The sequence below is a fragment of the Flagellimonas sp. CMM7 genome, assembly GCF_021390195.1.
GTDB lineage: Bacteria > Bacteroidota > Bacteroidia > Flavobacteriales > Flavobacteriaceae > Flagellimonas.
Window position 1 is genome coordinate 3,326,902 of the sequence record NZ_CP090003.1, and the last position, 23,179, is coordinate 3,350,080.

General features: G+C 36.9%; 23 protein-coding genes. 9 read left to right on the forward strand and 14 right to left on the reverse strand.

All coding sequences use genetic code 11. The features are described from left to right. Nucleotides 1-3: 3 nt before the first annotated feature. The 4 genes from LV704_RS14985 to LV704_RS15000 are packed head-to-tail and all read right to left on the reverse strand — an operon-like array spanning nt 4 to nt 4,790. On the reverse strand, nt 4-459 hold the full coding sequence (locus tag LV704_RS14985) for a Fur family transcriptional regulator (RefSeq protein WP_163423085.1): 456 nt from the start codon (nt 457-459) through the stop codon (nt 4-6). A gap of 42 nt (nt 460-501) precedes the next feature. Continuing rightward, nucleotides 502-2,706, reverse strand: a complete 2,205-nt coding sequence (locus tag LV704_RS14990; protein WP_163423086.1) for a bifunctional (p)ppGpp synthetase/guanosine-3',5'-bis(diphosphate) 3'-pyrophosphohydrolase — start codon at nt 2,704-2,706, stop codon at nt 502-504. 44 nt (nt 2,707-2,750) lie between these two features. Then, complete coding sequence (locus LV704_RS14995) at nt 2,751-3,983, reverse strand: M48 family metallopeptidase (RefSeq protein WP_163423087.1); 1,233 nt, start codon at nt 3,981-3,983, stop codon at nt 2,751-2,753. Between the two features lie 3 nt (nt 3,984-3,986). Continuing rightward, entirely contained in the window at nt 3,987-4,790 is an 804-nt protein-coding gene (locus LV704_RS15000; protein ID WP_163423088.1) for an RNA methyltransferase, read from the reverse strand. Nucleotides 4,791-4,857: 67 nt separating this feature from the next. On the opposite strand from LV704_RS15000, the gene LV704_RS15005 reads away from it, so the two are divergent. Next, on the forward strand, nt 4,858-5,661 hold the full coding sequence (locus LV704_RS15005) for a DUF6503 family protein (RefSeq protein ID WP_163423089.1): 804 nt from the start codon (nt 4,858-4,860) through the stop codon (nt 5,659-5,661). A gap of 48 nt (nt 5,662-5,709) precedes the next feature. Here LV704_RS15005 and LV704_RS15010 read toward each other — a convergent pair whose 3' ends face one another. From LV704_RS15010 to LV704_RS15035, 6 genes are all read right to left on the reverse strand, one after another. Beyond that, on the reverse strand, nt 5,710-7,002 hold the full coding sequence (locus LV704_RS15010; RefSeq protein WP_163423090.1) for an amidohydrolase family protein: 1,293 nt from the start codon (nt 7,000-7,002) through the stop codon (nt 5,710-5,712). An 11-nt stretch (nt 7,003-7,013) separates the two neighbouring features. After that, nucleotides 7,014-9,956 carry an amidohydrolase family protein gene (locus LV704_RS15015; protein ID WP_163423091.1) on the reverse strand — a complete coding sequence of 981 codons (2,943 nt, stop codon included), beginning with the start codon at nt 9,954-9,956 and terminating at the stop codon, nt 7,014-7,016. A 64-nt stretch (nt 9,957-10,020) separates the two neighbouring features. Next, nucleotides 10,021-11,088, reverse strand: coding sequence for a DUF3810 domain-containing protein (locus LV704_RS15020; protein WP_163423092.1), 1,068 nt, complete (start codon nt 11,086-11,088; stop codon nt 10,021-10,023). Between the two features lie 154 nt (nt 11,089-11,242). Next, nucleotides 11,243-12,352: a peptidylprolyl isomerase gene (locus LV704_RS15025; protein WP_163423093.1), complete on the reverse strand. Its 1,110-nt coding sequence runs from the start codon at nt 12,350-12,352 to the stop codon at nt 11,243-11,245. Between the two features lie 5 nt (nt 12,353-12,357). Further along, complete coding sequence (gldI, locus tag LV704_RS15030) at nt 12,358-12,915, reverse strand: gliding motility-associated peptidyl-prolyl isomerase GldI (RefSeq protein WP_163423094.1); 558 nt, start codon at nt 12,913-12,915, stop codon at nt 12,358-12,360. After that, nucleotides 12,912-13,928, reverse strand: coding sequence for a bifunctional oligoribonuclease/PAP phosphatase NrnA (locus LV704_RS15035; RefSeq protein ID WP_163423095.1), 1,017 nt, complete (start codon nt 13,926-13,928; stop codon nt 12,912-12,914). The genes gldI and LV704_RS15035 overlap by 4 nt, the downstream gene beginning before the upstream one ends. Nucleotides 13,929-14,002: 74 nt before the next feature. On the opposite strand from LV704_RS15035, the gene LV704_RS15040 reads away from it, so the two are divergent. Both LV704_RS15040 and LV704_RS15045 read left to right on the forward strand, forming a co-directional pair. After that, nucleotides 14,003-15,046 (forward strand): alkaline phosphatase D family protein, encoded by a 1,044-nt coding sequence (locus tag LV704_RS15040; RefSeq protein ID WP_163423096.1) that lies wholly within the window; start codon nt 14,003-14,005, stop codon nt 15,044-15,046. A 49-nt stretch (nt 15,047-15,095) separates the two neighbouring features. Beyond that, nucleotides 15,096-15,515 carry a nucleoside-diphosphate kinase gene (locus LV704_RS15045; protein WP_163423097.1) on the forward strand — a complete coding sequence of 140 codons (420 nt, stop codon included), beginning with the start codon at nt 15,096-15,098 and terminating at the stop codon, nt 15,513-15,515. A 57-nt stretch (nt 15,516-15,572) separates the two neighbouring features. Here the strand turns inward: LV704_RS15045 and LV704_RS15050 are convergent, their stop codons facing one another. From LV704_RS15050 to LV704_RS15065, 4 genes are read right to left on the reverse strand one after another with little or no spacing between them, the layout of a single operon-like run. Next, the gene (locus tag LV704_RS15050; RefSeq protein ID WP_233782057.1) at nt 15,573-16,079 is read right to left on the reverse strand and encodes a GNAT family N-acetyltransferase; all 507 of its coding nucleotides are present in this window, start codon (nt 16,077-16,079) and stop codon (nt 15,573-15,575) included. Nucleotides 16,080-16,106: 27 nt separating this feature from the next. After that, entirely contained in the window at nt 16,107-16,403 is a 297-nt protein-coding gene (locus LV704_RS15055) for a DUF721 domain-containing protein (RefSeq protein WP_163423098.1), read from the reverse strand. Beyond that, on the reverse strand, nt 16,403-16,825 hold the full coding sequence (locus LV704_RS15060) for a hypothetical protein (RefSeq protein WP_163423099.1): 423 nt from the start codon (nt 16,823-16,825) through the stop codon (nt 16,403-16,405). The genes LV704_RS15055 and LV704_RS15060 overlap by 1 nt, the downstream gene beginning before the upstream one ends. A 1-nt stretch (nt 16,826) precedes the next feature. After that, nucleotides 16,827-17,906: a DNA replication/repair protein RecF gene (locus LV704_RS15065; protein ID WP_163423100.1), complete on the reverse strand. Its 1,080-nt coding sequence runs from the start codon at nt 17,904-17,906 to the stop codon at nt 16,827-16,829. A gap of 126 nt (nt 17,907-18,032) precedes the next feature. Here LV704_RS15065 and LV704_RS15070 point away from each other — a divergent pair, with 126 nt between their 5' ends. The 6 genes from LV704_RS15070 to LV704_RS15095 all read left to right on the forward strand — a co-directional run bounded on the left by LV704_RS15070 (nt 18,033) and on the right by LV704_RS15095 (nt 23,146). Next, the gene (locus tag LV704_RS15070; RefSeq protein WP_163423101.1) at nt 18,033-18,794 is read left to right on the forward strand and encodes a tetratricopeptide repeat protein; all 762 of its coding nucleotides are present in this window, start codon (nt 18,033-18,035) and stop codon (nt 18,792-18,794) included. Between the two features lie 4 nt (nt 18,795-18,798). Further along, a complete protein-coding gene (gene ribH / locus LV704_RS15075) occupies nt 18,799-19,281 on the forward strand; it encodes a 6,7-dimethyl-8-ribityllumazine synthase (RefSeq protein ID WP_163423102.1) in 483 nt (160 codons plus the stop codon). Between the two features lie 128 nt (nt 19,282-19,409). Next, nucleotides 19,410-19,694 carry a riboflavin synthase subunit beta gene (locus LV704_RS15080; protein WP_163423103.1) on the forward strand — a complete coding sequence of 95 codons (285 nt, stop codon included), beginning with the start codon at nt 19,410-19,412 and terminating at the stop codon, nt 19,692-19,694. After that, entirely contained in the window at nt 19,694-21,541 is a 1,848-nt protein-coding gene (mutL, locus tag LV704_RS15085; RefSeq protein ID WP_163423104.1) for a DNA mismatch repair endonuclease MutL, read from the forward strand. The genes LV704_RS15080 and mutL overlap by 1 nt, the downstream gene beginning before the upstream one ends. Then, the gene (locus LV704_RS15090; protein WP_163423105.1) at nt 21,542-22,276 is read left to right on the forward strand and encodes a rhomboid family intramembrane serine protease; all 735 of its coding nucleotides are present in this window, start codon (nt 21,542-21,544) and stop codon (nt 22,274-22,276) included. Between the two features lie 3 nt (nt 22,277-22,279). Further along, the gene (locus tag LV704_RS15095; protein WP_163423106.1) at nt 22,280-23,146 is read left to right on the forward strand and encodes a rhomboid family intramembrane serine protease; all 867 of its coding nucleotides are present in this window, start codon (nt 22,280-22,282) and stop codon (nt 23,144-23,146) included. The last annotated feature ends 33 nt before the right edge of the window (nt 23,147-23,179 follow it).

Here is a 23,179-nt window from a genome sequence, read left to right on the forward strand (position 1 = left end):
TGGTTATTCTGTTAAGTTTTCTTCTTTGTTTCTGGTTCCGTAGAAATATAAAGAGTGGTTATTGATTTTAATATCAAAAACCTCCTCAATGGTTTTTTTTATGGATTGAATGCGCGGGTCGCAAAACTCAACCACTTCTCCTGTATCCGTAAGGATGACATGGTCGTGCTGACGATCAAAATATGATTTTTCATACTGTGCCTGATTTTTTCCAAATTGATGTTTTCTGACCAGTTTGGAATCTAGTAAAAGTTCAATGGTATTATATAAAGTGGCACGACTGACCCTGTAATTTTTGGTCTTCATTTTAATGTAAAGAGATTCTACATCAAAGTGATCTTCACTGTCATAAATTTCTTGTAAAATAGCGTAGCGTTCAGGTGTTTTGCGATGCCCTTTTTCTTCTAAGAATGAAGTGAACACGTTTTTTACAATTTCCTGATTTTTATTGTTCCCCATAGCTTTCTCACCAATGCTAAAGGACAAAGGTACAGCTAAAAATTAAATTCTGGTTACTTTGTCTATCCCCTCTACCTGCTTCAAATTATTGATCAGTTTTTTAAGAATACTGTTATTTTTTACCACTAGGGTTATTTTACCTGTAAAAGTCCCTCCATCTGCACTAAAATTAAGGTTACGCATGTTAACGTGCATGTTATCCGATATGATATTGGTAATGTCGTTTACAAGCCCTAAATTATCTATTCCAGTAATTTGGACATCTACCATAAATTCTTCTTGAGAGGAATCAATCCATTTGGCAGACATTATTCTGTAGGCATAGTTGGATTGTAAAGAAATGGCATTGGGGCAGTTCTTCTTATGAACTTTTATTCCATCATTTACGCTTACAAAACCAAAAACATCATCTCCTGGAATTGGATTACAGCATTGAGAAAGCTTATAAGTCAATTTCTCTTCTTCCTTTCCAAATACAAGCATATCATATTTGGTGGTGATTTCTTCTCTATCAATATCTTTTGGAGCAGGATTTCTCCTAATTCTGTTTTTAAAGAAATTTAGGAAGGCATTGTGGTATGAAGAAGCAAACTCCTTTATCTTTTCATTATCAATAACACCGATTCCAACTCTATAAAATAAGTCTAAACTGGTTTTGAGCTTAAAGAAGATCACCAACTTGTTAACGGTGTCTTCGCTAAGATTTATTTTTTGAGATTTTAGCTTTCTTCTCAGGGTTTCTTTTCCATCAGCGGCAATGCTCTTTTTTTCCTCACTTAATGAAGATTTAATTTTTGACCTAGCCCTTGCCGTTTGGGCATAGTCCAACCAACTTTGGCTTGGTTTGGCACTTTCAGAGGTTATGATCTCAACTTGATCACCACTATGGAGTTCTGATCCCAAAGGAACCAATTTTCCATTTACCCGCGCTCCGCGTGTTTTCATCCCAACCTCGGTATGAATGTGAAATGCAAAATCCAATGGAGTAGCTCCTTTAGGCATTGATTTTAATTCACCTTTGGGAGTAAAGACAAAGATTTCCTTGGAATATAGATTTAGTTTAAACTCCTCTACAAAATCAACAGCATTGCTGTTAGAAGTTTCCAGTGCTTCTTGCAACCTGTTCAACCAATCTTCTATACCTTGTTCTTTTTGTTCCCCGTGTTTATATTTAAAGTGTGCTGCATAGCCTTTTTCTGCAATTTCATGCATTCGTTCACTGCGTATCTGTACTTCAACCCATTTCCCTTTTGGCCCCATTACAGTGATATGCAGTGCTTCATAACCTGTAGATTTTGGTGAGGTAATCCAATCTCGTAAACGAATTGGGTTTGGTGTAAAATGATCGGTTACAATGGAATAAATCTTCCATGCCAAGAACTTTTCATTCTTTTTATCGGACTTGTACGTAATCCTAATGGCGAACTTGTCGTAGACTTCATCAAAAGAAACATTTTGGGCCTTCATTTTTCTTCGGATGGAGAAAATGGATTTCATCCGTCCTTTAATCTTATAGTTTAGACCTTCTTTATCCAAGGAATTACTTATAACATTAGAAAAATCATCAATGTAAGCCAATTGATCTTCTTCAGTATCATCAATTTTGACTTGAATGTCTTTGTAGACCTCAGGTTCTGTATATTTTAAGCTAAGGTCTTCTAAATGGGTTTTAATATTGTAAAGCCCAATTCGATGAGCCAACGGAGCGTAGATATACAGGGTTTCCGAAGCTATTTTCACCTGTTTATGCTCAGGCATGTAATCCATTGTGAGCATGTTGTGGTATCTGTCTGCAATTTTGATAATGATTACTCTAACATCATCATGCAGTGTCAACAGCATTTTTCTAAAGTTCTCTGCCTGCTGACTAATATCTTTATCCTTTTTTAGATGGGATATTTTGGTTAATCCATCAACAATACGAGCAACGCTTTCTCCAAACATACGCTCAATATCATCTAAAGTGTAAGGAGTGTCCTCAACAACATCATGTAAGAGTGCTGAAGCAATGGAAACTGCATCGAGGCCAATTTTTGAGGCGACAATTTTTGCTACTGCAATAGGGTGGAAGATATAGGCCTCTCCAGATTTTCGGCGTTGGTCCTTGTGGGCATCTACAGCTACATCAAAAGCAGAGCGTATCAACTTCTTGTCCTTATCGGACAAGGTTTGATAACTGATACGAAGCAATTCTTTATATTGCTTAGCAATCTCTTTGTTCTCTTTTTCAATAGCGGCCTCCGTCATAGTATATTAAAATTACCACAATCTTTAATGGTAACCAACAAAAATCATGCCTTTAGGTTTCTAATGCGCTCTACTAGAGGAGGGTGGGAATAATGCACAAATACATATGCCGGATGCGGCGTTAAGTTGCTTAAATTGTTCTTTGACAGCTTCTTTAATGATGCTACCAAAGGTGTTGCAGCAAAGGTCTTCTTGGCATAATCATCCGCTTGGAACTCAAATCTTCTGGACAAATAGTTCATAGCAAGCCCTGTAACCTCAGAAATTGGACTGTAAAGCAAGACAAAACCAACAAGCCCAGCATGAAAACTTGGCGTCGATACCCCAATTGCCAGTGATATTTCTGGACTGTTTATGAATAAGGAAAGTATGAAAAGCGTAAACCCGGTCAATCCTAAAGAAACCAATAGGTTGAAAATAATATGTTTCCGTTTGTAATGACCTACCTCATGAGCCAGAACTGCCACAATTTCCTCTTCGCTTAAATCATTGATTAAGGTATCAAACAATGTGATGCGTTTTTCCCTACCAAATCCCGAAAAATAGGCGTTTGCTTTGGTTGACCTTTTGGAACCATCGATTACAAAAATATTTTTGAGCTCGAACCCTACTTCTTTAGCATAATTTTCAATCGCACTCTTTAAACTACCATCGGTTAAAGGCGTTTGTTTATTAAAAAGAGGTACAATTAATCGGCTATAAAATAAATTGATGAACAGAACAATAGTGCCGACCAGAATCCAAGTGTAGATCCAGAAGTTTGCTCCCGTCCACTGATAAAAAAGGATAAATAGGGATAGTATTCCTCCACCAAAAACAATGGAAAGTAACCAACCTTTTATTTTGTCCAAGAAAAACAACTTCTTGGTTGTTTTGTTAAAACCGTATTTCTCTTCAATTACAAAAGTTTGGTAATAAGAAAAAGGCGTTCCCAAAATACTACTTCCCAAAAGCATAAACCCAAAGAAAATCAATGCCATTGGAATCGTCTTATCCGTAATTGAACGAGTAATGGAATCAATCCATTCAAACCCCCCAAAGAATAAGAAGCAAAGGGTTAAGACCAATGAAAACCCATCAGAAAAGAGCCCAAATCTATGATTTGTTAATTTATATTTTTGAGATTTTTGATATTCTGCATCATCAAAAACATCACTTAGTTCGGATGGAACATTAGATGTGAATCGCTTTGCATTAAGGTGTTCCAATACTTGGTGAACTAGGTATTGGACTACTAAAATGAAAATGATGGTGTAGAAGAGAGTAGTTTTTTCCATAGGCTAAAATCCGCGTTGCCGCTTCGCTTCAAATATAAGTATTGCCGCCGATACAGAAACGTTCATAGAATCAATTTCACCCTGCATCGGGATAATCAGGTTTTGGTCGGAGCTTTGAAGCCATGTATTGGTTAATCCAGACGCTTCAGTACCAACGACTATTGCCACGCCGGTTTTAAAATCACAATCCACATAGTTTTTGGACGCCGTAAGGGCCGCACAGTATATTTTAACATCTTTTTCTTTTAGAAAATGGATAATTTCTTCCGTAGAGCCCATTCCAATTTGATTGGTGAACACACAGCCTATACTAGAGCGAATAATGTTTGGGTTATAGATGTCAGATTTTGGATTGGCAATAAAAACCGCATCAATTGCGGCAGCGTCTGCTGTTCTTAGCAGTGCCCCAATATTACCAGGTTTTTCAGGAGCTTCCGCTACTAAAATTAAAGGATGTTCATTTTTAAATGTAATTTTTTCCAGACCATGTCCTTTGCTTTTTGCAATGGCCAAGATACCTTCTGTGGTTTCCCTATGCGCTATTTTTTCATAAACAGGTTTGGATAGTTGTATAACTTCAATATTGGAGTTCTTAATAACAGTGTTTAACGCAAAATCCGTTAAAATCTCTGGACAAAATAGGACGGTCTCTAAGATAAAACCTCCTTTTTGGGCAAGTTCAATTTCACGCTGCCCTTCCACTATAAAAAGTCCAGTTTTCTTTCGTTCCCTAGACTTTTCTTTAAGGAGCAATATCTTTTTGACCAAAGGGTTTTGGATACTGCTGATTAATTTGGCTTCCTTCACACTTCAAAAATACGTAATCTTGTAATCTTAAGGAGGTATTTCCGACAAAGCGGCAAACGATATAACTATGAAGAAAGCAACAATCCTATTTCTTGCACTTGCTATTGGAGCATGCAAACCTGCTACTAAAAAAGAAGAAACCACAGAAACTGTTCAAGAGGAAACAGTTGAATCCAAACCAAATTTCCCAAAGGCTATGGGAAAAGTTTTTGATGCTCATGGTGGTTTAGCAACTTGGAAAGAGCAACGTACATTGGTATACGATATGCCCAAAAAAGATTTTACAGAAACGCATACCATAGATTTATGGTCCAGAAAGGATCGAGTAGATTCTGAACAGTTCTCGTTAGGGTCTGATGGTAAAGAGGTTTGGCTGCTTGATACGGAAGAAAACTATAAAGGTGATGCTGGATTCTACCATAATCTGATGTTTTATTTTTATGCGATGCCTTTTGTTCTGGCTGATGATGGTATAGTGTATTCAGAAACGGAAGATTTGGTATATGAAGATCAAACTTATCCAGGTATTAGAATCTCATATGAATCTGGAGTTGGTACTTCATCTAAAGATGAATACTTCATTTATTTTGATTCAAATACGCACCAAATGGCATGGTTGGGATATACAGTTACCTATAGAACAGGTGAAGTATCAGAAACGGTTAAATGGATAAGATATGATGATTGGCAAAAGGTGGAAGGTTTAGCTTTACCAAAATCAATTACTTGGTACAATTTTGAGGGCACTACGATTTTGGATGCAAGAAGTACTGTTCAGTTCGAGAACGTTACTTTGAGTAAAACATCTAAACCCCATGAGTTTTATGCAAAGCCTGAAAAGGCAGAATTTGTGACGGTAAAAAAGAACTAAAAAAATAATAAGAGCGGCGTTCCATGGAACGCCACTCTTATTTTATACTTACTTTCCTTCGTATTTCCCCATATAGCGTTTCCAAAGTTTGGTTTGGTGAGTTTCCAAGGAAATATCCCTGCCATCTATAAACGCTCTTGAAAGTTGGTTGGTTCTCATATCCAGCGCATCTCCCTCAGAAATGAACAACGTAGCACTTTTTCCAACCTCCAGAGTACCATAATCGGAATCAATGCCTAAAATTTTGGCTGTATTTCCCGTTAACAATTGTACTGCTTTTTCCTTTTCTAATCCTTGTGCAACTACTTGACCAGCATAAAAAGGAAGGTTTCTAGTTTGAAAGTTGGAGGCAGATGCATTTTGCAAACCTACCAACAAACCAGCTTCCATTAATAGTTTTGGTAATTTGAAAGTGAAATCATAATCATCATCGTCATACTTTGGGAGGGTATGGGTAAAGTTTACCAAAACAGGAATATTATGTTCCTTTAAAAAATCAGTGATTTTATGTGCATGGTACCCGCCAACAAGGACAATGTTTTTTGCTCCGGTTTTCTTTACTGTGGTAATAGCGTCCATCATTTCCTTTTCGCCATCAGCATAGATATACAGATGTTTTGAGCCATTGAATACACCTTGCATAGCCGCAAATGCAGCATTCCTTTCCTTAGCGCTGTCTTTTCCATAGGCGTTCGCATTTTGCATAAAGGTTTTTACTTCGTTTGCTTGCTTTTGGTAGTTTTTGTTAGGGATGAAACCGCTAGGTTCTCCCATCCACCATCTACCTCTTCTGAAAATAGCAGGCCAGTTTAAATGAACTCCGTCATCCATTTTTACAGCAGCATCTTCCCAGTTCCAAGCATCAAATTGCACAATAGAAGATGTACCTGAAATTCTTCCTCCTTTAGGGGTAATTTGTCCCAGCAATACACCATTAGGGCGCATGCTTTCCACCACTTTGGATTCTGCATTGTAGGCTATAATACTCCTAATATGAGGAATAATGTCCCCAATTTCGTCCTGATCGTTACTTGCTCTTACTGCGTTTACTTCAACTAAGCCCAAAGATTTTCCTGGAGCTATAAAACCAGGGTAGATATGCTTTCCACTTGCATTTATAATTTGACCCTTGTTTTCTACCTCAGAACCACCAATGGCAGTTATTTTTCCGTTCTCAAATACTACTGTGCAATTCTCTATTATCGTGCCGTTACCAATATGGGCATTAGCTCCTGTTATCGTAATTGCTTGTTTTTGAATAGAAGCGGGGGTCTGTTGTGCAGTTCCTGTAAAAATACCTATGAGCCCAAATAGTATAAATGTTGATATAATTTTTTTCATTGTTTTATCTTTTATAAGCTATCGCAGTGAAACTTTGGTTTTTTGTTCTCTTTTGGACCTTGCATTTCTGCTCCGTTCTCTTTTTCGTTCAACATCATATTAATGAGTTGACTACGTTCTCGTTTTACAGATTCTCGCAATAGCCTATCTTTTTCCAGGTCGAAATAAACAGTGCCTTCAATCATTGTTTTTTCTGCTTTGGCATATACTGAAAGCGGATGATCGTTCCACAATACTAAATCTGCGTCTTTGCCCACTTCAATACTTCCAACACGGCTATCAATGTGCAATAACTTAGCTGGATTCAAGGTTACCGTTTTCCAGGCTTCAATTTCTGACATGCCTCCATATTTAACTGTTTTACCAGCTTCTTGGTTCAATCTTCTGGACATTTCTGCATCATCACTATTTATGGCCACAGTTACTCCCTGGCTGGCCATGATTGCAGCATTGTGTGGAATAGCGTCGTTTACTTCATATTTATAGGCCCACCAATCACTAAAAGTTGAACCTCCTACACCGTGTTCAGCCATTTTATCTGCTACTTTATAGCCTTCTAAAATGTGTGTGAAGGTGTTTACACGGAAATTGAATTTTTCGGCAACTTTCATTAGCATATTGATTTCACTTTGAACATAGGAATGACAGCTGATAAAACGTTCCCCATTTAAAATTTCGGCTAAGGTTTCCATTTCCTCATCATACCGGTAGGGTTGCCCACTTTTCTTTTTGGCATCATATTCCTTGGCTCGTTGAAAGTAATCTACAAAAACTTGTTCCACGCCCATTCTGGTTTGTGGAAAACGTGAAAAGCTCTGCCAGTTGGACTGTTTTACATTTTCACCTAAAGCGAATTTTATGAATTTAGGTGAGTTTTGAAATATAAGTCCATCAGCACTTTCGCCCCATTTTAACCTTAAAATAGCTGAACGACCTCCAATGGGATTTGCCGAACCATGAAGCAGCTGAATTGTTGTCACCCCACCAGCCAAATTTCTATAGATATCCATATCCTTGGAGTCTACTACATCCGTCATTTTTACCTCGGCAGTTGAGTTATGACCTGCTTCATTGATTGCAAGAGCTCCAATGTGTGAATGTTCATCAATAATACCTGCGGTCAAATGTTTTCCAGTTGCATCTACTACTTTTACATTTCCGGCATTAAGCTCTTTGCCAATTTTGGAGATCTTACCATTTTTGACCAAAACATCTGTGGTTTCCATAACGGTTTCACCAGTCCAAACCGTTGCATTTTTAAAAAGATAATTCTCTTGTTTTGGTTTTGCCTTGTATCCATACCCCACATTTGGATAGGAGAGAGTCATTAGCTTTGGGGTATTGGTTTTGGTATTCTTTTTTGCCTTTTCCTCAAAAGATGCAGTTCTTCGAACATTTACTGAAGATTCACTTCCATTGGGTAAAGTTATCCTACCTTTAATGTTTTCAGTACTTTCAGTGATAAGGGCTATCAGCCTATATGATTTTCCATCATTGTTGGAAAAGGACAAGTTCAACCAATCTGTTTTATAGTCAATTTTGGAATCAAGTTTTACGGTATCCCTTTTTACAATCGCTTTAGGTTTGTTTGGTTCTCCTGTTATGGAAAGGGCGTAAGTAGCTCCGTCGACGGTAAGGTTGTAATCCCCTCGAATATCTTCTTGATCTTTCGGATTGATGACATTTTTTGTGCCTTGTACCCAATTCTCATAAAGTGTCGCTCCTTTTTCGAAAATATCCCCGGAAGCAATCAACAAGTTTGCGTGTCTGCCTACTTGCAATGAACCTATCTGGTTGGATTTTCCTAAAATGTTCGCGGGCACTGTTGTTAAAGCTTCCAACGCTTTTGTTTTAGAAAGCCCATGATTAATGGCCTTCATGAGTTTGGATTTAAATTCTGATGGAGATTTTAGATCAAACAGCGTGAATGAAAATTGGATTGAATTTTCTTCTAATACTTTAGGGTTTGAAGGAGCCAAATTCCAATGCCTCATATCTTTTAAGGTAACATAATGTGCTTCGTACGGATTTGAAACATCATATGCCTTAGGGAAGTTGAGCGGAACGATTAATTTGGCATTGGTAGCTTTTATTTCCTGTATGTGTTCGTATTCATCCCCACCGGCCAGTATGGCATATTGAATTCCAAATTGATCACCAATTTTATCAGCTCTCAAAACATTTCCATTATTTCCGGCAGCAAAAATTTGTATCATCCCTTTATTCGCTATCAAAGCTTCCAATGAACGGTCTTTGGTATCCACTTTACCTTTGTCATACCAATCCATATCATAGTACAACTGACGCATTAAGGAAGTAGCTCCCATTAAAGATGTGGGATAGGATTGATTTTTTGCAATACTTTTTTTGAAAGAAAAATATTGGGCCGACTTATCTTCCAATATTCGTTTAGATTCGCTTCCCTGATCGTTCAATGCAACCAGAACCCCAGAACCTCTCGCTATACCATCCTGAATATGGGAGTTGACCACCCCAAAGCCTGCTTTTCTAAGCTCTTTGGCTTTTTTATCATCATAGCTAAAACTTGAAATAGCATTGTTTTCGGGCATAATATGATCGTTCCAGTAAAACCCCTCACGAGAAGCGTTGTATTGTGCTGATCTACCTCGGCTTTTCGCTTTCTCAGGTTTTTTTACACCAAAACCGGAGAATACATCAATAAATGAAGGGTAAATGTATTTCCCTTCTAAATCTTCAACCACGGCATTTTTTGGAATACTCACCGTGTTTCCTACCTGAACTACTTTTCCATTTTGGATAAGCAATGTTCCGTTTTCAATAACTTGGGTAGGAGTAACATAAATCTTGGCATTTGTGAATGCCATGTAATTGTTGTTTTTTGTTTTGACACCATCATTTTTTGGAAAATAATCTTGGGCAAACAAAGAGACACTTCCCAAAAGTAGGGAGAGTGTTAGGAGTCTCATCTTCATATAATATTTATTGGATTAGTCGCTTTAAAGGTAGCGGAAGTAGGGGTATTGTACAAGCTGCAATTTAGAATGTATATTTATCATGATAGTTGATTAAAAGCCCCACTACGGAATTATAACTTTTAATACCCTCTTGTTGATTGTTCGCTTTTAAAAAGGTGTTGAAAATGGACTTGAAAACAGGTTCCAAAGGGTTTTCATATTGCTTCCAAAATTCGGAGACCTCTTTAAAATTCTTTTTGACCCCGGGATTTAGTTGTTCAACAATTTCTTGAAATTTGATATCATCTTTTCTTGACAAATCTGACAGACAATAGGCCAAGGCATGGGAGTAAGCCGTGTATTTAAAGTATACATCTTCATTTCTGACAGTAACTAAGAAACCTATGAAATTAGTAGCGTCTTCTGCGGAATACCCTAACTGATGCCCTACTTCATGCCCGCTTACTGTTGGTAATCTGTAGAGAGGGGTTATTCCATTCACTTGTGCCTCATTGGAAAACGGATTTAGGTAACCTCCATATCCCATATAGGTTAGTGGAAGGCTAAAAAGAGATGATTTAAGACTAGGTTTTTTATACTCAAAACTTGGGTAACTTTCCTTTAATAACGCATAACCGTCTTTGGTTTTTTTAAATATTTCTTTCTTGGAATATGGAATTTTTACGGGATCAATACTGTCTCTTGTAATTTTGGCTTGGTAATGGTTGGACCTTTCTGCCAAATACTGTGTGAAAGTTACTAGTTCGTCGTTGCTGTATTCTTTTTCAATCCCGAGTTTCCATGTAATAGGCTGTCGGTAGTAATTCATTCCCCATAGTAAATGGAATGCAAAATAGGTTATGGATAAAACCACTACTATATCTTTTAAAAAAAGTAGCGGTTTCTTTTTTATGGATTTTCGATAGATGTATATGTATCTTCCCGCTAAGATGAAAAGTGCTAGATAAAAAAGATCGCCAATTGAAAAAGGCACCCATCCAAAAAGTGTTCTTAAAAACCACGAGATACCCGGATACAATGCATTGCTATAATATTTTTCAATAAACTCAGGATAGCTTCCAACCCATTTTACAAGAATTATTTGCAGGGGTAGGGCTATGGCGATAATTGTTTTAATTTTCTGTCCCATCAAAAATCAAAAAATATAAGGGGTATTTTAAACTTCTAATCTAGTTCTTAATTATTAGATTCCCAATAAGGTACTAGGTCTTAACAAACCTTTGGGTAAAAAATAAAAAAAGCTGCATATTGTGCAGCTTTTTTTGATGAATTCTTACTATGATTTATTCTCCAATTCCCGTAATTTCCAAATCAAAAACTAGGTCTGAGTTTGGGGGGATTGGGCCTCCGCCTTGTGCTCCATATCCTAGATGAGGTGGAATAAACAAGCGAATTTTATCTCCAACCTTCATGGTTTGAAGGCCTTCTTTAAAACCTGGAATTAGACGTGCTTCTGGACTAAAATCCATCAATACGGGCGAATAGCCATTACCTTGTTTTCTTTTAGCGTCAAACTTGTTGTGTCTTATTGCTACTTCTTCGTAGTTGCTATCAAATAAATCTCCATTGGGTAACCAACCTGCATAGCTTACCAATACTTTTTGCCCTATTTTAGGTTGTTCTCCATCTCCTTGGGTAATAGTGTAAATTTTTAATCCAGATGGAGTTTCCAATGCTTCTTCTTTTTGTTTGGCGAGTTCTGAAACAAAATCCTCTTTCATTTTTTTGAAAGCGGCCACCGCTTCTTCTTCTTCGGCAAAATAGTCGGTCATTATTTGGATAGCATCAAATTTTTTGGCCTCCATACCATTTCTTACAATTTCCACTTTGTTCATTACCACATCAACTTTGGGTTTGTTTGAAGGAGGGATAACTTCAACACCAGCAATGGTGTCCACTACATCCATTCCCACTACTACTTCACCAAATACCGAGTGTCTTCCGTCTAACCAAGGTGTTTCTTTGTGTGTGATAAAGAATTGACTTCCATTGGTCTTAGGCCCCGAGTTGGCCATGGACAAAATTCCTTTTTTGGAATGACTAAGAGAATCATGGAACTCATCTTTGAACTTATACCCAGGGTTTCCACTTCCAGTGCCTGTAGGATCTCCACCTTGTATCATGAAATCCTTTATGATTCTATGAAATATAATACCTTCATAATATTTTTTTCCTGTAAGACTGTCGGCTACAAACGGATTATTGCCTTCTGCTAGTGATACAAAGTTAGCGACGGTAACAGGGGTTTTCCCATGCTCTAATTTTACAATTATGTCACCCTGACTGGTTTGTATGTCTGCAAAAATCCCGTCACCTAAGTCGGCATATTTGCTGGATTTGCATCCAAAGAAAACAATGGAAAGTAAAGTGATTAAAACAATAGATTGTTTCATTTTTATTATGGTTTTTGATTTAAACTATCTTGATTAATAATTATTGTATGTAATTCTATTGTAGATTTTAAAGGAGTTTTAGGGCCAATACTATTTCCATCACCGTGATAGCCAAATGCTAACAAAGAAGGAAACAGAAATGTTGCACGCTCACTAATTTTTAGCAGTTTAACCGCATTTTGTAAGCCAGGAAACAGTTGTTCTTTGTCCACTACGTATGAAATAGGGCCAATGTCTTCCATGGAATAAATGGTGTCATTGCCCAGAGTCACAAGATTATAAGAAAACAATATCTGGTCATTGGTTTTTGGTGAATACGTAGCCGTATCATTTTTAACATCAAAAAAATACTGAAACCCGCTTGGACTGGCTATATAATCATGAACGGTGTCCTTTTCAATAATGTCGGTTATGATTTTTTCTTCAAGCTCCAATAACTGCTTATTGCGTTCCACGGATTCTTTAAAAAAGCTACCAGATTTTACTTCTACTGGTTTTCTTGGTTCTGGACCTCCGCAGTTTGCCAAAAGAATTGCCGTAAAAATTAGAAAAAAATCTCTCATGGATTTAATTGGCTTTTGTACGTTTTTAAGATGGTATTGAATTGATTAATGGTTTCCTCCATACTGATTTCACTTCTTCCTCCTGCCGCATTATCGTGTCCGCCGCCATTAAAATGGTTTCTTGCAAACTCATTTACGGAAAAATCACCTATTGAACGAAACGAAATTTTTATAATACCTTCTTCTTTATTTTCAATAAAAATTACTGCAAAAATAATTCCTTCCAACGTTAAACCATAATTTACAAAACCTTCGGTATCCCCTTTCTTAAAATCATGTTTGTCCAATTCCTCTTGTGTCAACGTAATATAGGCTGCGTTATACTCCGGAAGAATTACCATGTTACTTAATGCTACCCCAAGCAAATGAAGACGGGATGGGGAGTTGGTATCGTAAATATTTTGATGAATTTCCATGTTTTCCGCCCCACGATCTATTAAATCTGCAACCACACGATGCGTTCTGCTAGAGGTTGATCTATATTTAAACGAACCTGTATCTGTCATAATCCCAGTATACAGATTAGTGGCAATAGCTTTGGTTATACTGTCAATACCTCCCAAGTATTCTATGAAATTATAAACCATCTCGCAGGTAGAACTCATGCTTACATCTGAGTAGGTCACCTTGGCATAATTACTTGGTTGTTGATGGTGATCTATCATAATGAAATCTGCCTTTTTTTCTTTTAAAACAGTTTCCAGCTGCCCAGTTCTGGATAAATCATTAAAATCTAATGTAAAAATTACGGTCGCTTCTTCAAGCGCTTTTTTGCATTGCGAGTTTTCCTTTTCAAAATTTAAAATAGTATCACTCCCGGGCATCCATTTTAGAAATTTTGGATAATCATTTGGTGATATGACCGTAGCTTGTAATCCTTTGTCTTTGAGGAAGTTTAGGAGTCCAAGACATGAGCCTATAGCATCACCGTCAGGGTTCTTGTGGGGTATGATTGCGATTTTTTGGGGCTGGGAAAGAATAGACTTGACCGTCGTGATATCCTCTAAATTCATGCGGTCAAAGATACAATAATATAATATAGAGGTAAACCTTGATCATCTATTTTTGTTGTACCGAATTTAAAGTTATGCAACGCTTTTTTCTTTTTTTGAATATTGTCATTTTTGCCTTAGGGTGCAAGAACAAATCATATTCTCCTCCTTCCACTGGGCTTGCCCAAGAAGATGCAAACACCAATTTCATAGTCGCTTTTGGCTCTTGTAACAAACAAGATGTTACAAACCCTTTTTGGGATGATATAACATTGCAGAATCCAAATGTTTGGATTTGGGGAGGTGATATTGTTTATGCAAATACAGATAATATGGATGAATTAAAGGCTATCTACAATAAGCAAGGCAAAAATAAGGGGTATCAATTGTTGAAATCTAAGGTTCCGGTAATTGGCACTTGGGATGACAATGATTATGGATTGAATGATGGAGGAGAAGAGTTTTTCATGAAAAGAGAGAGCCAACAATTGTTTTTGGATTTTATGGAGATTCCCAAAGATGATAAAAGAAGAAATAGAGAAGGAGTTTATGCTTCACATACCTATAAAACCCCCAAAGGAAGTATTAAGATATTGGTTTTGGATACTAGGTATTTTCGAAGTCAACTTTTAAAAGATGAGAATCTAAATAGACGTTACAAGGTTAATTATGAAAGTGATGCTACTGTTTTAGGTACGGAGCAATGGAAGTGGTTAGAGAATGAGTTAAGCACTTCTGAAGCTGATTTTAATCTAATCGTATCCAGTATTCAATTCTTATCTGCTGAGCATGGATTTGAAACTTGGGGTAATTTCCCCAAAGAAGTTGAAAAGCTTAATAAATTAATTATGGAATCCAAGGCAAAGGGAGCAATGATTTTATCTGGAGACCGTCACATATCCGAGTTTTCAAAAACAACTCTTGAAAATATGGAATATCCGTTAATTGATTTTACTAGTAGTGGACTTACGCATTCCTATTCCAGTTACGCTGGTGAGCCTAATCGATTTAGGGTAGGTGAGGTTACTTCCGTTCCTAGTTTTGGAATTATTGAGCTGAACATGAATAATAAAGAAGCGCACCTAAAAATAATGGGTGAAAATGGAATGGTTTTTCAAGAGTTAAAACAGGTATATTAAACCTTGTTCGTTGCTCGAAAAAACGTAAGTTTGCGCAAAATTTAAAGAAATGACTGGAAATAGAACATTTACCATGATAAAGCCAGATGCTGTTGAAAACGGACATATTGGTGCAATTTTGGAAAAGATAACTGCTGCAGGATTTAGAATCGTAGCAATGAAATATACACAGTTAAGTAAAAGAGATGCTGAAGAATTCTACGCTGTACATAAAGAAAGACCTTTCTTTGGGGAATTGGTCGAATTTATGACAAGAGGACCTATTGTACCCGCTATTTTAGAAAAAGACAATGCGGTTGATGATTTTCGTGCATTAATCGGAACAACTAACCCAGCTGAAGCTGCAGAAGGAACTATTCGTAAATTATTCGCCACAAGTATTGGTGAAAACGCAGTTCATGGTTCTGACAGTGATGAAAATGCTGCAATAGAAGGTGCTTTCCATTTTTCAGGTAGAGAAGTATTTTAGTTTTTTGCTAGCAAAAACTTTTTGAAAACATAAAAACCACTCCTTTCGGGTGGTTTTTTAAGTTGAAAACAACAGGAGTTCCTCTTTATCTCCTGGTGGTTTTATTTTTCCTTTTTCCTGAAGTCCAATTTTGTTGAGAAGATAGCGCGATTTACTATTTTTTTTAGTGGTAATTCCTAAAATGGGGTGCAGCTTCAATTCTGATTTTCCATATGCCAATGTTGCTTTGCACGCTTCAGTAGTATAGCTCTTTCCCTCATATTCCGGCAGAATTGCAAATCCTATATCCGGGTTGTCCAAATAATCGCGTTTTACAAAACCACATATGCCAATAGGTACTGAAGATTCTTTTAAGCACATTTTATAAAGTCCGTAGCCATTCTCCTCATAAGAGTTAATTAAACTGGATTTAATATAATGGACTGCCTGCTTATCCGTTTTTACACCCCTATCCCCTATAAATTCTATCCAATTTGGACTATTTAATAGTTTTTTAAAAAACGGGAAATCCTCGATACTTGCTTCACAGATTGTTAATCGGGTTGTTTCAATGATTATTTTCACTTGATTCACGAATAATGTACATTGCTGTTAACGAAGCACTATTTTTTTTACCAATTCTTTGCCCAATTCCTCATTTAGCATAGCTATAATTTTGGTTTTTCCAAGACTCAACTCTTCTCTAAGTACGGAGGAAGAGAGCGACACAAATAGGGTTTCGTTTCTAAGTTCAACTGCAGTAGTATAATTGTTGACCCCATTCCCCATCAATTTTACCCAAGCATCTTTGGCATTTACCTTATCCATGCCTTTTTGGAGTTTATTTTCTTTAAGAAACTCTCCAAGCGCATCACTTAACGGAATATGGGAGTTATGTCTTTTTGGCATTATTTTGGTATTGAAATGGGTTCAAATCTTTTGTAAGAATATAATATTCCATCTTCATTCCGCACAGAAAAAGAAGTTGAATCTATTTTAATCAGCTTTTCCTCTCGTTCACTCAAGGGGTTTTTGTAATGCAATGTAAAACCTTGGTCTATTGCTATCACCTCAAAAATCTCAGCATCATTGGAAGTATGATAAGTACCATCAAATTTGGGTTGCACCTTTTTTCGGTAGCCTTTGGTACCTTCCAATTGTATAAAATCAATACTCGGGTTTATGGAATAGTTCTTTTCCGCACCATCTTGGAATGTAACTTCGGTAATCTCCCAATACCCATTTAAATAATGTAGATCTTCTTTAGAAATGGAAGTGTCCTTGCACCCCCAGAAAAATAAAATCGTAAAGAAAAACAAGATTCTGCCCATATTACAAGGTAAAGATTTTATAACTCTGTCTTATGTTTTTAACTACATTTTCGGTGCGTTCCGCATGCGTATCGCTAATAAATATCTGTCCAAAATTATCATTGTCCACCAATGAAACAATCTGTGAGACGCGGTTTTCATCCAGTTTGTCAAAAATATCATCCAGCAGCAAAATAGGAGTTGTTTTGGCCTGTTCTTTAATAAAATGGAATTGAGCCAATTTTAAAGCAATCAAGAAAGATTTTTGCTGTCCTTGGCTTCCAAATTTTTTAATGGGATGTCCAGCAATGGTAAAATTAAGGTCGTCTTTATGAATACCAACGCTAGTATATTGAATAGCTCTATCCTTGTCAACTGTGGCCTCCAAAAGTTCCAATAAACCTTTGTCCAGGAGTTGGCTTTCGTATGAAAGCATGATTTCTTCTTCCTTTTCTGAGATGTGTGCATATTGTTCCTTAAAGATTGGAATAAATGATGTTACAAACGCTACTCTTTTTTGATGAATCTCTGTGCCAAGGGTATGCAATTGCTCATTGTAAATAGCTAGGGTATTGGGATCAAACGTATGATTGGCAACAAAATATTTGAGCAATGAGTTGCGCTGCACCAAAACCTTATTGTACTTGATCAAGGTTTTTAGGTATTCTTTATCTGATTGCGAAATAACACCGTCCATAAATTTTCTACGGGTGTCACTTCCTTCAGTAATAAGATCTCTATCTGAAGGAGAAATAATTACCAGCGGTAAAAAACCAATATGTTCCGAAAATTTTTCGTAGGCCTTTCCATTTCTTTTAATGACCTTTTTTAAGCCGCGTTTAAAGCTGCAAATAATTTTTTCTGTTCTCTCATCCTTTTCAAATTCACCCTCAACGACAAAAAAATCGGTTTCATGTTTTATGTTCTGGGTAGAAACCGGATTAAAATAACTTTTTCCGAAAGAAAGGTGATATATGGCATCCATGATATTGGTTTTTCCTACACCATTATCGCCAACAAGACAGTTGATAACAGGGTCAAATTCTAGACTCTTGGAAGAGAAATTTTTATAATTAACTAAAGACAAGTGCTTTAAAAACATAAAAAGCTAAAGGAGTATTACGTTTTAAGTCATTTAACGACTAATTAAAGATTCCAAAAATAACGAATAAATTACCTTTTGGTTTTGGATAAAAACTTTATTTTTGCGCGATTAATCAAATAAAGAATGGCAACATACAAGAAGCGCGGCTTTAAGCCAAAAAATAAGGTTGAAGAAGCTCAGTTAGATGAGCAGAACAGTACAACGGCTGAAGTATTCAGTACTTTGGATGAGAGTGCTTCCAAAACCGAGGCTTGGGTTCAGAAAAACCAGAATTACATTTTGGGCGCTATTGGTGCCATTGCTTTAGGAGTTTTAGGTTATTTGGGATACAATGAATTTATTCAAAAGCCAAAAGAAGCGTCCGCAGCCAATGAACTTTTTTATCCCCAACAATATTTTGATCAGGCATTGACGAATGAAACTGCGAAGGATTCATTATTTACTTTGGCTTTAAATGGAGCAGAAGGTAAATATGGCTTTTTGGATATTATTGAAGAATATAAAGGAACCAAAGCGGCCAATCTTGCTAAATATTCAGCGGGAATGACTTATTTGAACATGCAGCAATATGACGAGGCCATAGCTAATTTGGAAGGTTTTTCTTCAAGTGATGCGGTTTTGGGCGCCATGGCCAAGGGAGGAATGGGTGATGCATTTTCTCAATTGGGTCAGAACGAAGATGCTTTGGAGTATTACGAAAAAGCGATTGCACATAGCAATAATGAATATACTGCGCCAAGGTTTTTATACAAAGCCGGTATCATTGCTATGGACTTAAATCAAAAAGAAAAGGCATCGAGTTTCTTTGAGCGAATCAAAAATGAATTTTCTTCCTCTCAAGAGGCAAATGGAATAGATGTACTTATTGGGCTAGCCAAAAATTAGGCTTATGGCTACTGAAAACAAAAACTTATCAGCTTACAATAAGACAACAATCCCAAACGCGAAAGAACTTCGGTTTGGGATTGTTGTTTCTGAGTGGAACGATAACATTACAGAAGGACTGTATAATGGTGCTTTGGAAGCGTTAGTTGATTGTGGGGCCAAAGCTGAAAATATTCTTAGATGGAGTGTTCCAGGAACTTACGAGCTTACTTTTGGGAGTAAAAAGATGCTCAACACTCAAAAAGTGGATGCAGTAATAGCAATAGGTAGTGTTATTCGCGGAGAAACCAGCCACTTTGATTTTGTTTGTAGTGCAGCGGCCCAAGGTATTAAGGACCTAAATGTTACTTACGACATACCTGTTATCTTTTGTGTGCTTACAGATAACACCTTACAGCAAGCCATAGACCGCAGTGGTGGCAAACATGGTAATAAAGGTGCTGAAGCAGCTATTGCAGCCATAAAGATGGCTACCTTAGGAAGGTAATTCTTCATTTACATGCCAAATTGGGTAATACTATAGTTCTATTGAGGACTGTTAACATTTTTTGGCAGTACTTCACAATCCTATTTTTCTATTTTGAGTACCTTTGAGATTACACGGAAAAGGATGTAATGCGAAATTTTCTAAAACTTAGAAAGAATAGAACCTATGATTATTCACCACGTTATTATAAAGGTGAAGGCAATCCTTATAAAATAGAACATAAACTAGATAAATATAGAAGTACGGCGAATACGCAAAGAGGCCTAAAAAATAAATTTTCCTCAGCATTTGATGACTTAAAAAATGAAGGGGATAAAAATTTGAAAATTCGATTTTTAGTTATTGTGGCGGTTTTAGTATTGCTGTTCCTCTTCATCATAGACTTTGATTTATCCATATTCTTGAATCCCTAATGGCAGATATCATTAAACTCTTGCCAGACCATGTTGCCAATCAAATTGCAGCAGGGGAAGTGGTTCAGCGACCAGCTTCAGTAGTTAAGGAACTATTGGAGAACGCCATAGATTCTGGTGCTACCTTAATCAAATTGATTGTAAAAGACGGGGGTAAAGTTCTCATACAAGTGGTGGACGATGGTTCTGGTATGAGTGAAACTGATGCTAGGCTTTCTTTTGAAAGACATGCTACTTCCAAAATATCAACAGCACAAGATTTGTTTAATCTGCAAACAAAAGGCTTCCGCGGGGAGGCTTTGGCTTCAATAGCCGCAATTGCCCATGTGGATATGCATACACGAACAGATAGTGCAGAAGTTGGTACACATCTAAAGATTGAAGGCAGCAAGATAATGTCTCAAGAAGTTATAGCCACTCCAAAAGGAACATCAATAGCCGTTAAAAATCTTTTTTTTAATATTCCTGCTAGGCGTAATTTTTTAAAGTCCAACCAAGTTGAATTACGTCATATTACAGATGAATTTCAGCGAGTTGCTCTGGTCCATCCAAATATCGAATTTCATTATTACAATAATGGTTCAGAACTGTTCAATCTTCCAAGGACCAATCACAGACAGCGAATAAGTAATGTGTTTGGAAATAGAATGGGAGACCGTTTGGTTCCAGTTAATGAAGAGACCGAAGTGGTTAAAATCTCTGGATTTGTTTGTAAACCAGAATTTGCCAAAAAGAGTAGGGGAGAACAGTTTTTCTTTGCGAATAGTCGATTTATAAAAAGTCCGTATCTGCATCATTCCGTGGTAGCAGCTTTTGAAGGGCTTATAAAGTCTGACCTGTACCCTGGATATTTTTTGTATTTGGAAGTAGATCCAGCATCTATTGATATCAATATACACCCAACAAAAACGGAGGTAAAGTTTGATGATGAAAATACTATGTATGCGATTATTCGTTCAACGATAAAGCATAGCTTGGGGCAGTTTAATGTAGCTCCAGTTTTGGATTTTGAGCATGACCCTAACTTGGACACTCCTTATGCTTTCAAAGAAAAAGGCGCCGTGTTGCCTAAGGTTACCATAGATGCTTCTTTTAATCCTTTTCAAGAAACAACTGAAAATCCAAGCCACAAATCTGGCTATCAAAAAACAAGTACGAAAGGTTGGGAGAACTTATATGAAGGGTTAAACGCTACTGTAAATACTGATAATTTCAGTAGCATAGAAATTGAGTCGGATGCAGAAGTACAAGGAACATTTTATTCTGATACTGAATCGCAAGAGCATGTTAGCACCACTTTTCAGCTAAAGCGAAAATACATAGTGAGTACCATTAAATCTGGCATGTTGGTTATTAATCAAAATCGCGCTCATGAACGGGTGCTTTTTGAAAAGTTTCTTGCGGAGATTACCGTAAAGGAGGGTGTAAGCCAACAACTCTTGTTTCCATTGGAACTTAGCTTCACTAAACAGGAATTGACCATTTTAAAAGAGATTAAAGAGAGCTTGATAAACGTTGGTTTTGCTTTTGAAAGTTTGGAAGAAGAGACTGTTAAAGTGACAGGTGTGCCCTTGGTTCTTTCAGAAAGTGGAATTGGCACGGTATTGGATCGTTTAATAGCTGACTGCAAGGAAGGGTTTGAAGGAGGTTCAATTTCTCAAGCAGAATTGTTGGCAAAGGCATTATCTGAAAATCTGGCTGTTAAAACAGGAGAAATATTGGATAAGGATTCTCAACTAGGTTTGGTGAATGACTTGTTCGGTTGTAAGGAACCTACATTAAGTCCGTTCCAAAAAATGACATACACTATTATCTCAGAAGGAGATATTGAAAAAAAGTTTAGCTAAATGGGTAGATTGACAGAGGCTGTAAAACACTTGTTGATTATCAACGTGATACTATTTATAGCCACACAATTATATGGGGATCAAATGTATCAGCTGTTATCCCTATGGTTTCCGCAGAACACCAACTTTCAATGGTGGCAGGTAATTTCCCATATGTTTATGCATGGAGGACTTATGCATATTGTGTTTAATATGTATGCACTATGGGCATTTGGAACTCCACTGGAGCAGGCTTGGGGCAGGAATAAGTTTTTGTTCTTTTATTTTTCAGCCGGACTTGGTTCTGCCTTATTGCATACAGGGGTTAACTATTATCTTTTTAATGAAGGAATGACTGCTTTGGTCAATGCCGGGATGACAGAAACGCAAGTTTTGGATATAATATCAAAAGGACAATACAGCCCAGATTGGTATAACGTGGCTTCCAAAAGTACCATTGATAACTTTCTAAGTGCGTATAACACCCCAGCTGTAGGAGCATCTGGTGCCATTTATGGAATTTTGGTGGCGTTTGCCTTTATGTACTCTGAGGCGAAACTTATGCTGATATTTTTGCCCGTACCAATCAAGGCAAAGTATTTTGTGCCCCTATTGTTAGCTGGAGATTTGTTTTTTGGAATTGGCAATATCAATACAGGAATTGCTCATTTTGCACATATTGGTGGAGCATTGATTGGTTTCATTATGATGTGGTACTGGAAAAAGAATCAGTTTAACCAAAACCGTTGGAATTAGCCTATGGCAAATGGTGGACTACAATATAATTTTGCTCGCTTCAGTATTGCTGAAAAACTGATTGCGCTAAATGTTCTGGTATTTATTTTAGATGGACTGTCTTTAGCTTTATTTGGAAATTCAATATCTGACTGGTTCCAGTTACCTAAAGATTTGATGGAGTTTTTTGGGCAGCCCTGGTCTATTGTTACATACTCATTTTTCCATGCTGGTTTCGGGCATATCTTCTGGAATATGATTATGCTATATTTTGCTGGGAGAATTTTCTTGAATCTATTTGATAACCAGCGCTTCATTAATGTATACTTTTTGGGTGTTATTGTAGGAGGAATAATATTTTTGCTCAGCTATAATGTTTTTCCAACTTTATTAAATACCAATACGGCATTAATTGGTGCTTCGGCAGGAGTCACAGCAGTGTTGATTTTTGTTTGTGCTTATTTGCCAAATCAAGAAGTACGGGTTATCTTCTTTAATGTTAAGCTCTGGTATGTGGGAGCTTTTTTCGTTTTGGTCGATTTAATACAGATTCAATATGGAGGAAATGTAGGTGGTAGATTGGCGCATTTGGGAGGAGCATTACTTGGTTACATTTATGCCAGACAGTTATTAAACGGAAATGATATCGGTTCTGGCTTTACCAAGTTTAGGGATGTTATTGTTCAGCTATTCAAACCAAAGGAAAAAAAAGGCCCTCTTAAAACAGTATATAAAAAGAACACTTCTAAAAGCAAGGGTTCTACAGATTATGATAAACAAGCTCATCAACGTAAAATAGATGCCATTCTGGATAAAATAAGTAAATCTGGCTATGAGAGCTTATCCAAGGCCGAAAAAGATTTTTTGTTTAAAGCAGGTAAAGAGAATTAGTACGTGAAAAAAACTTCTCTTGTTCTTAGTAAG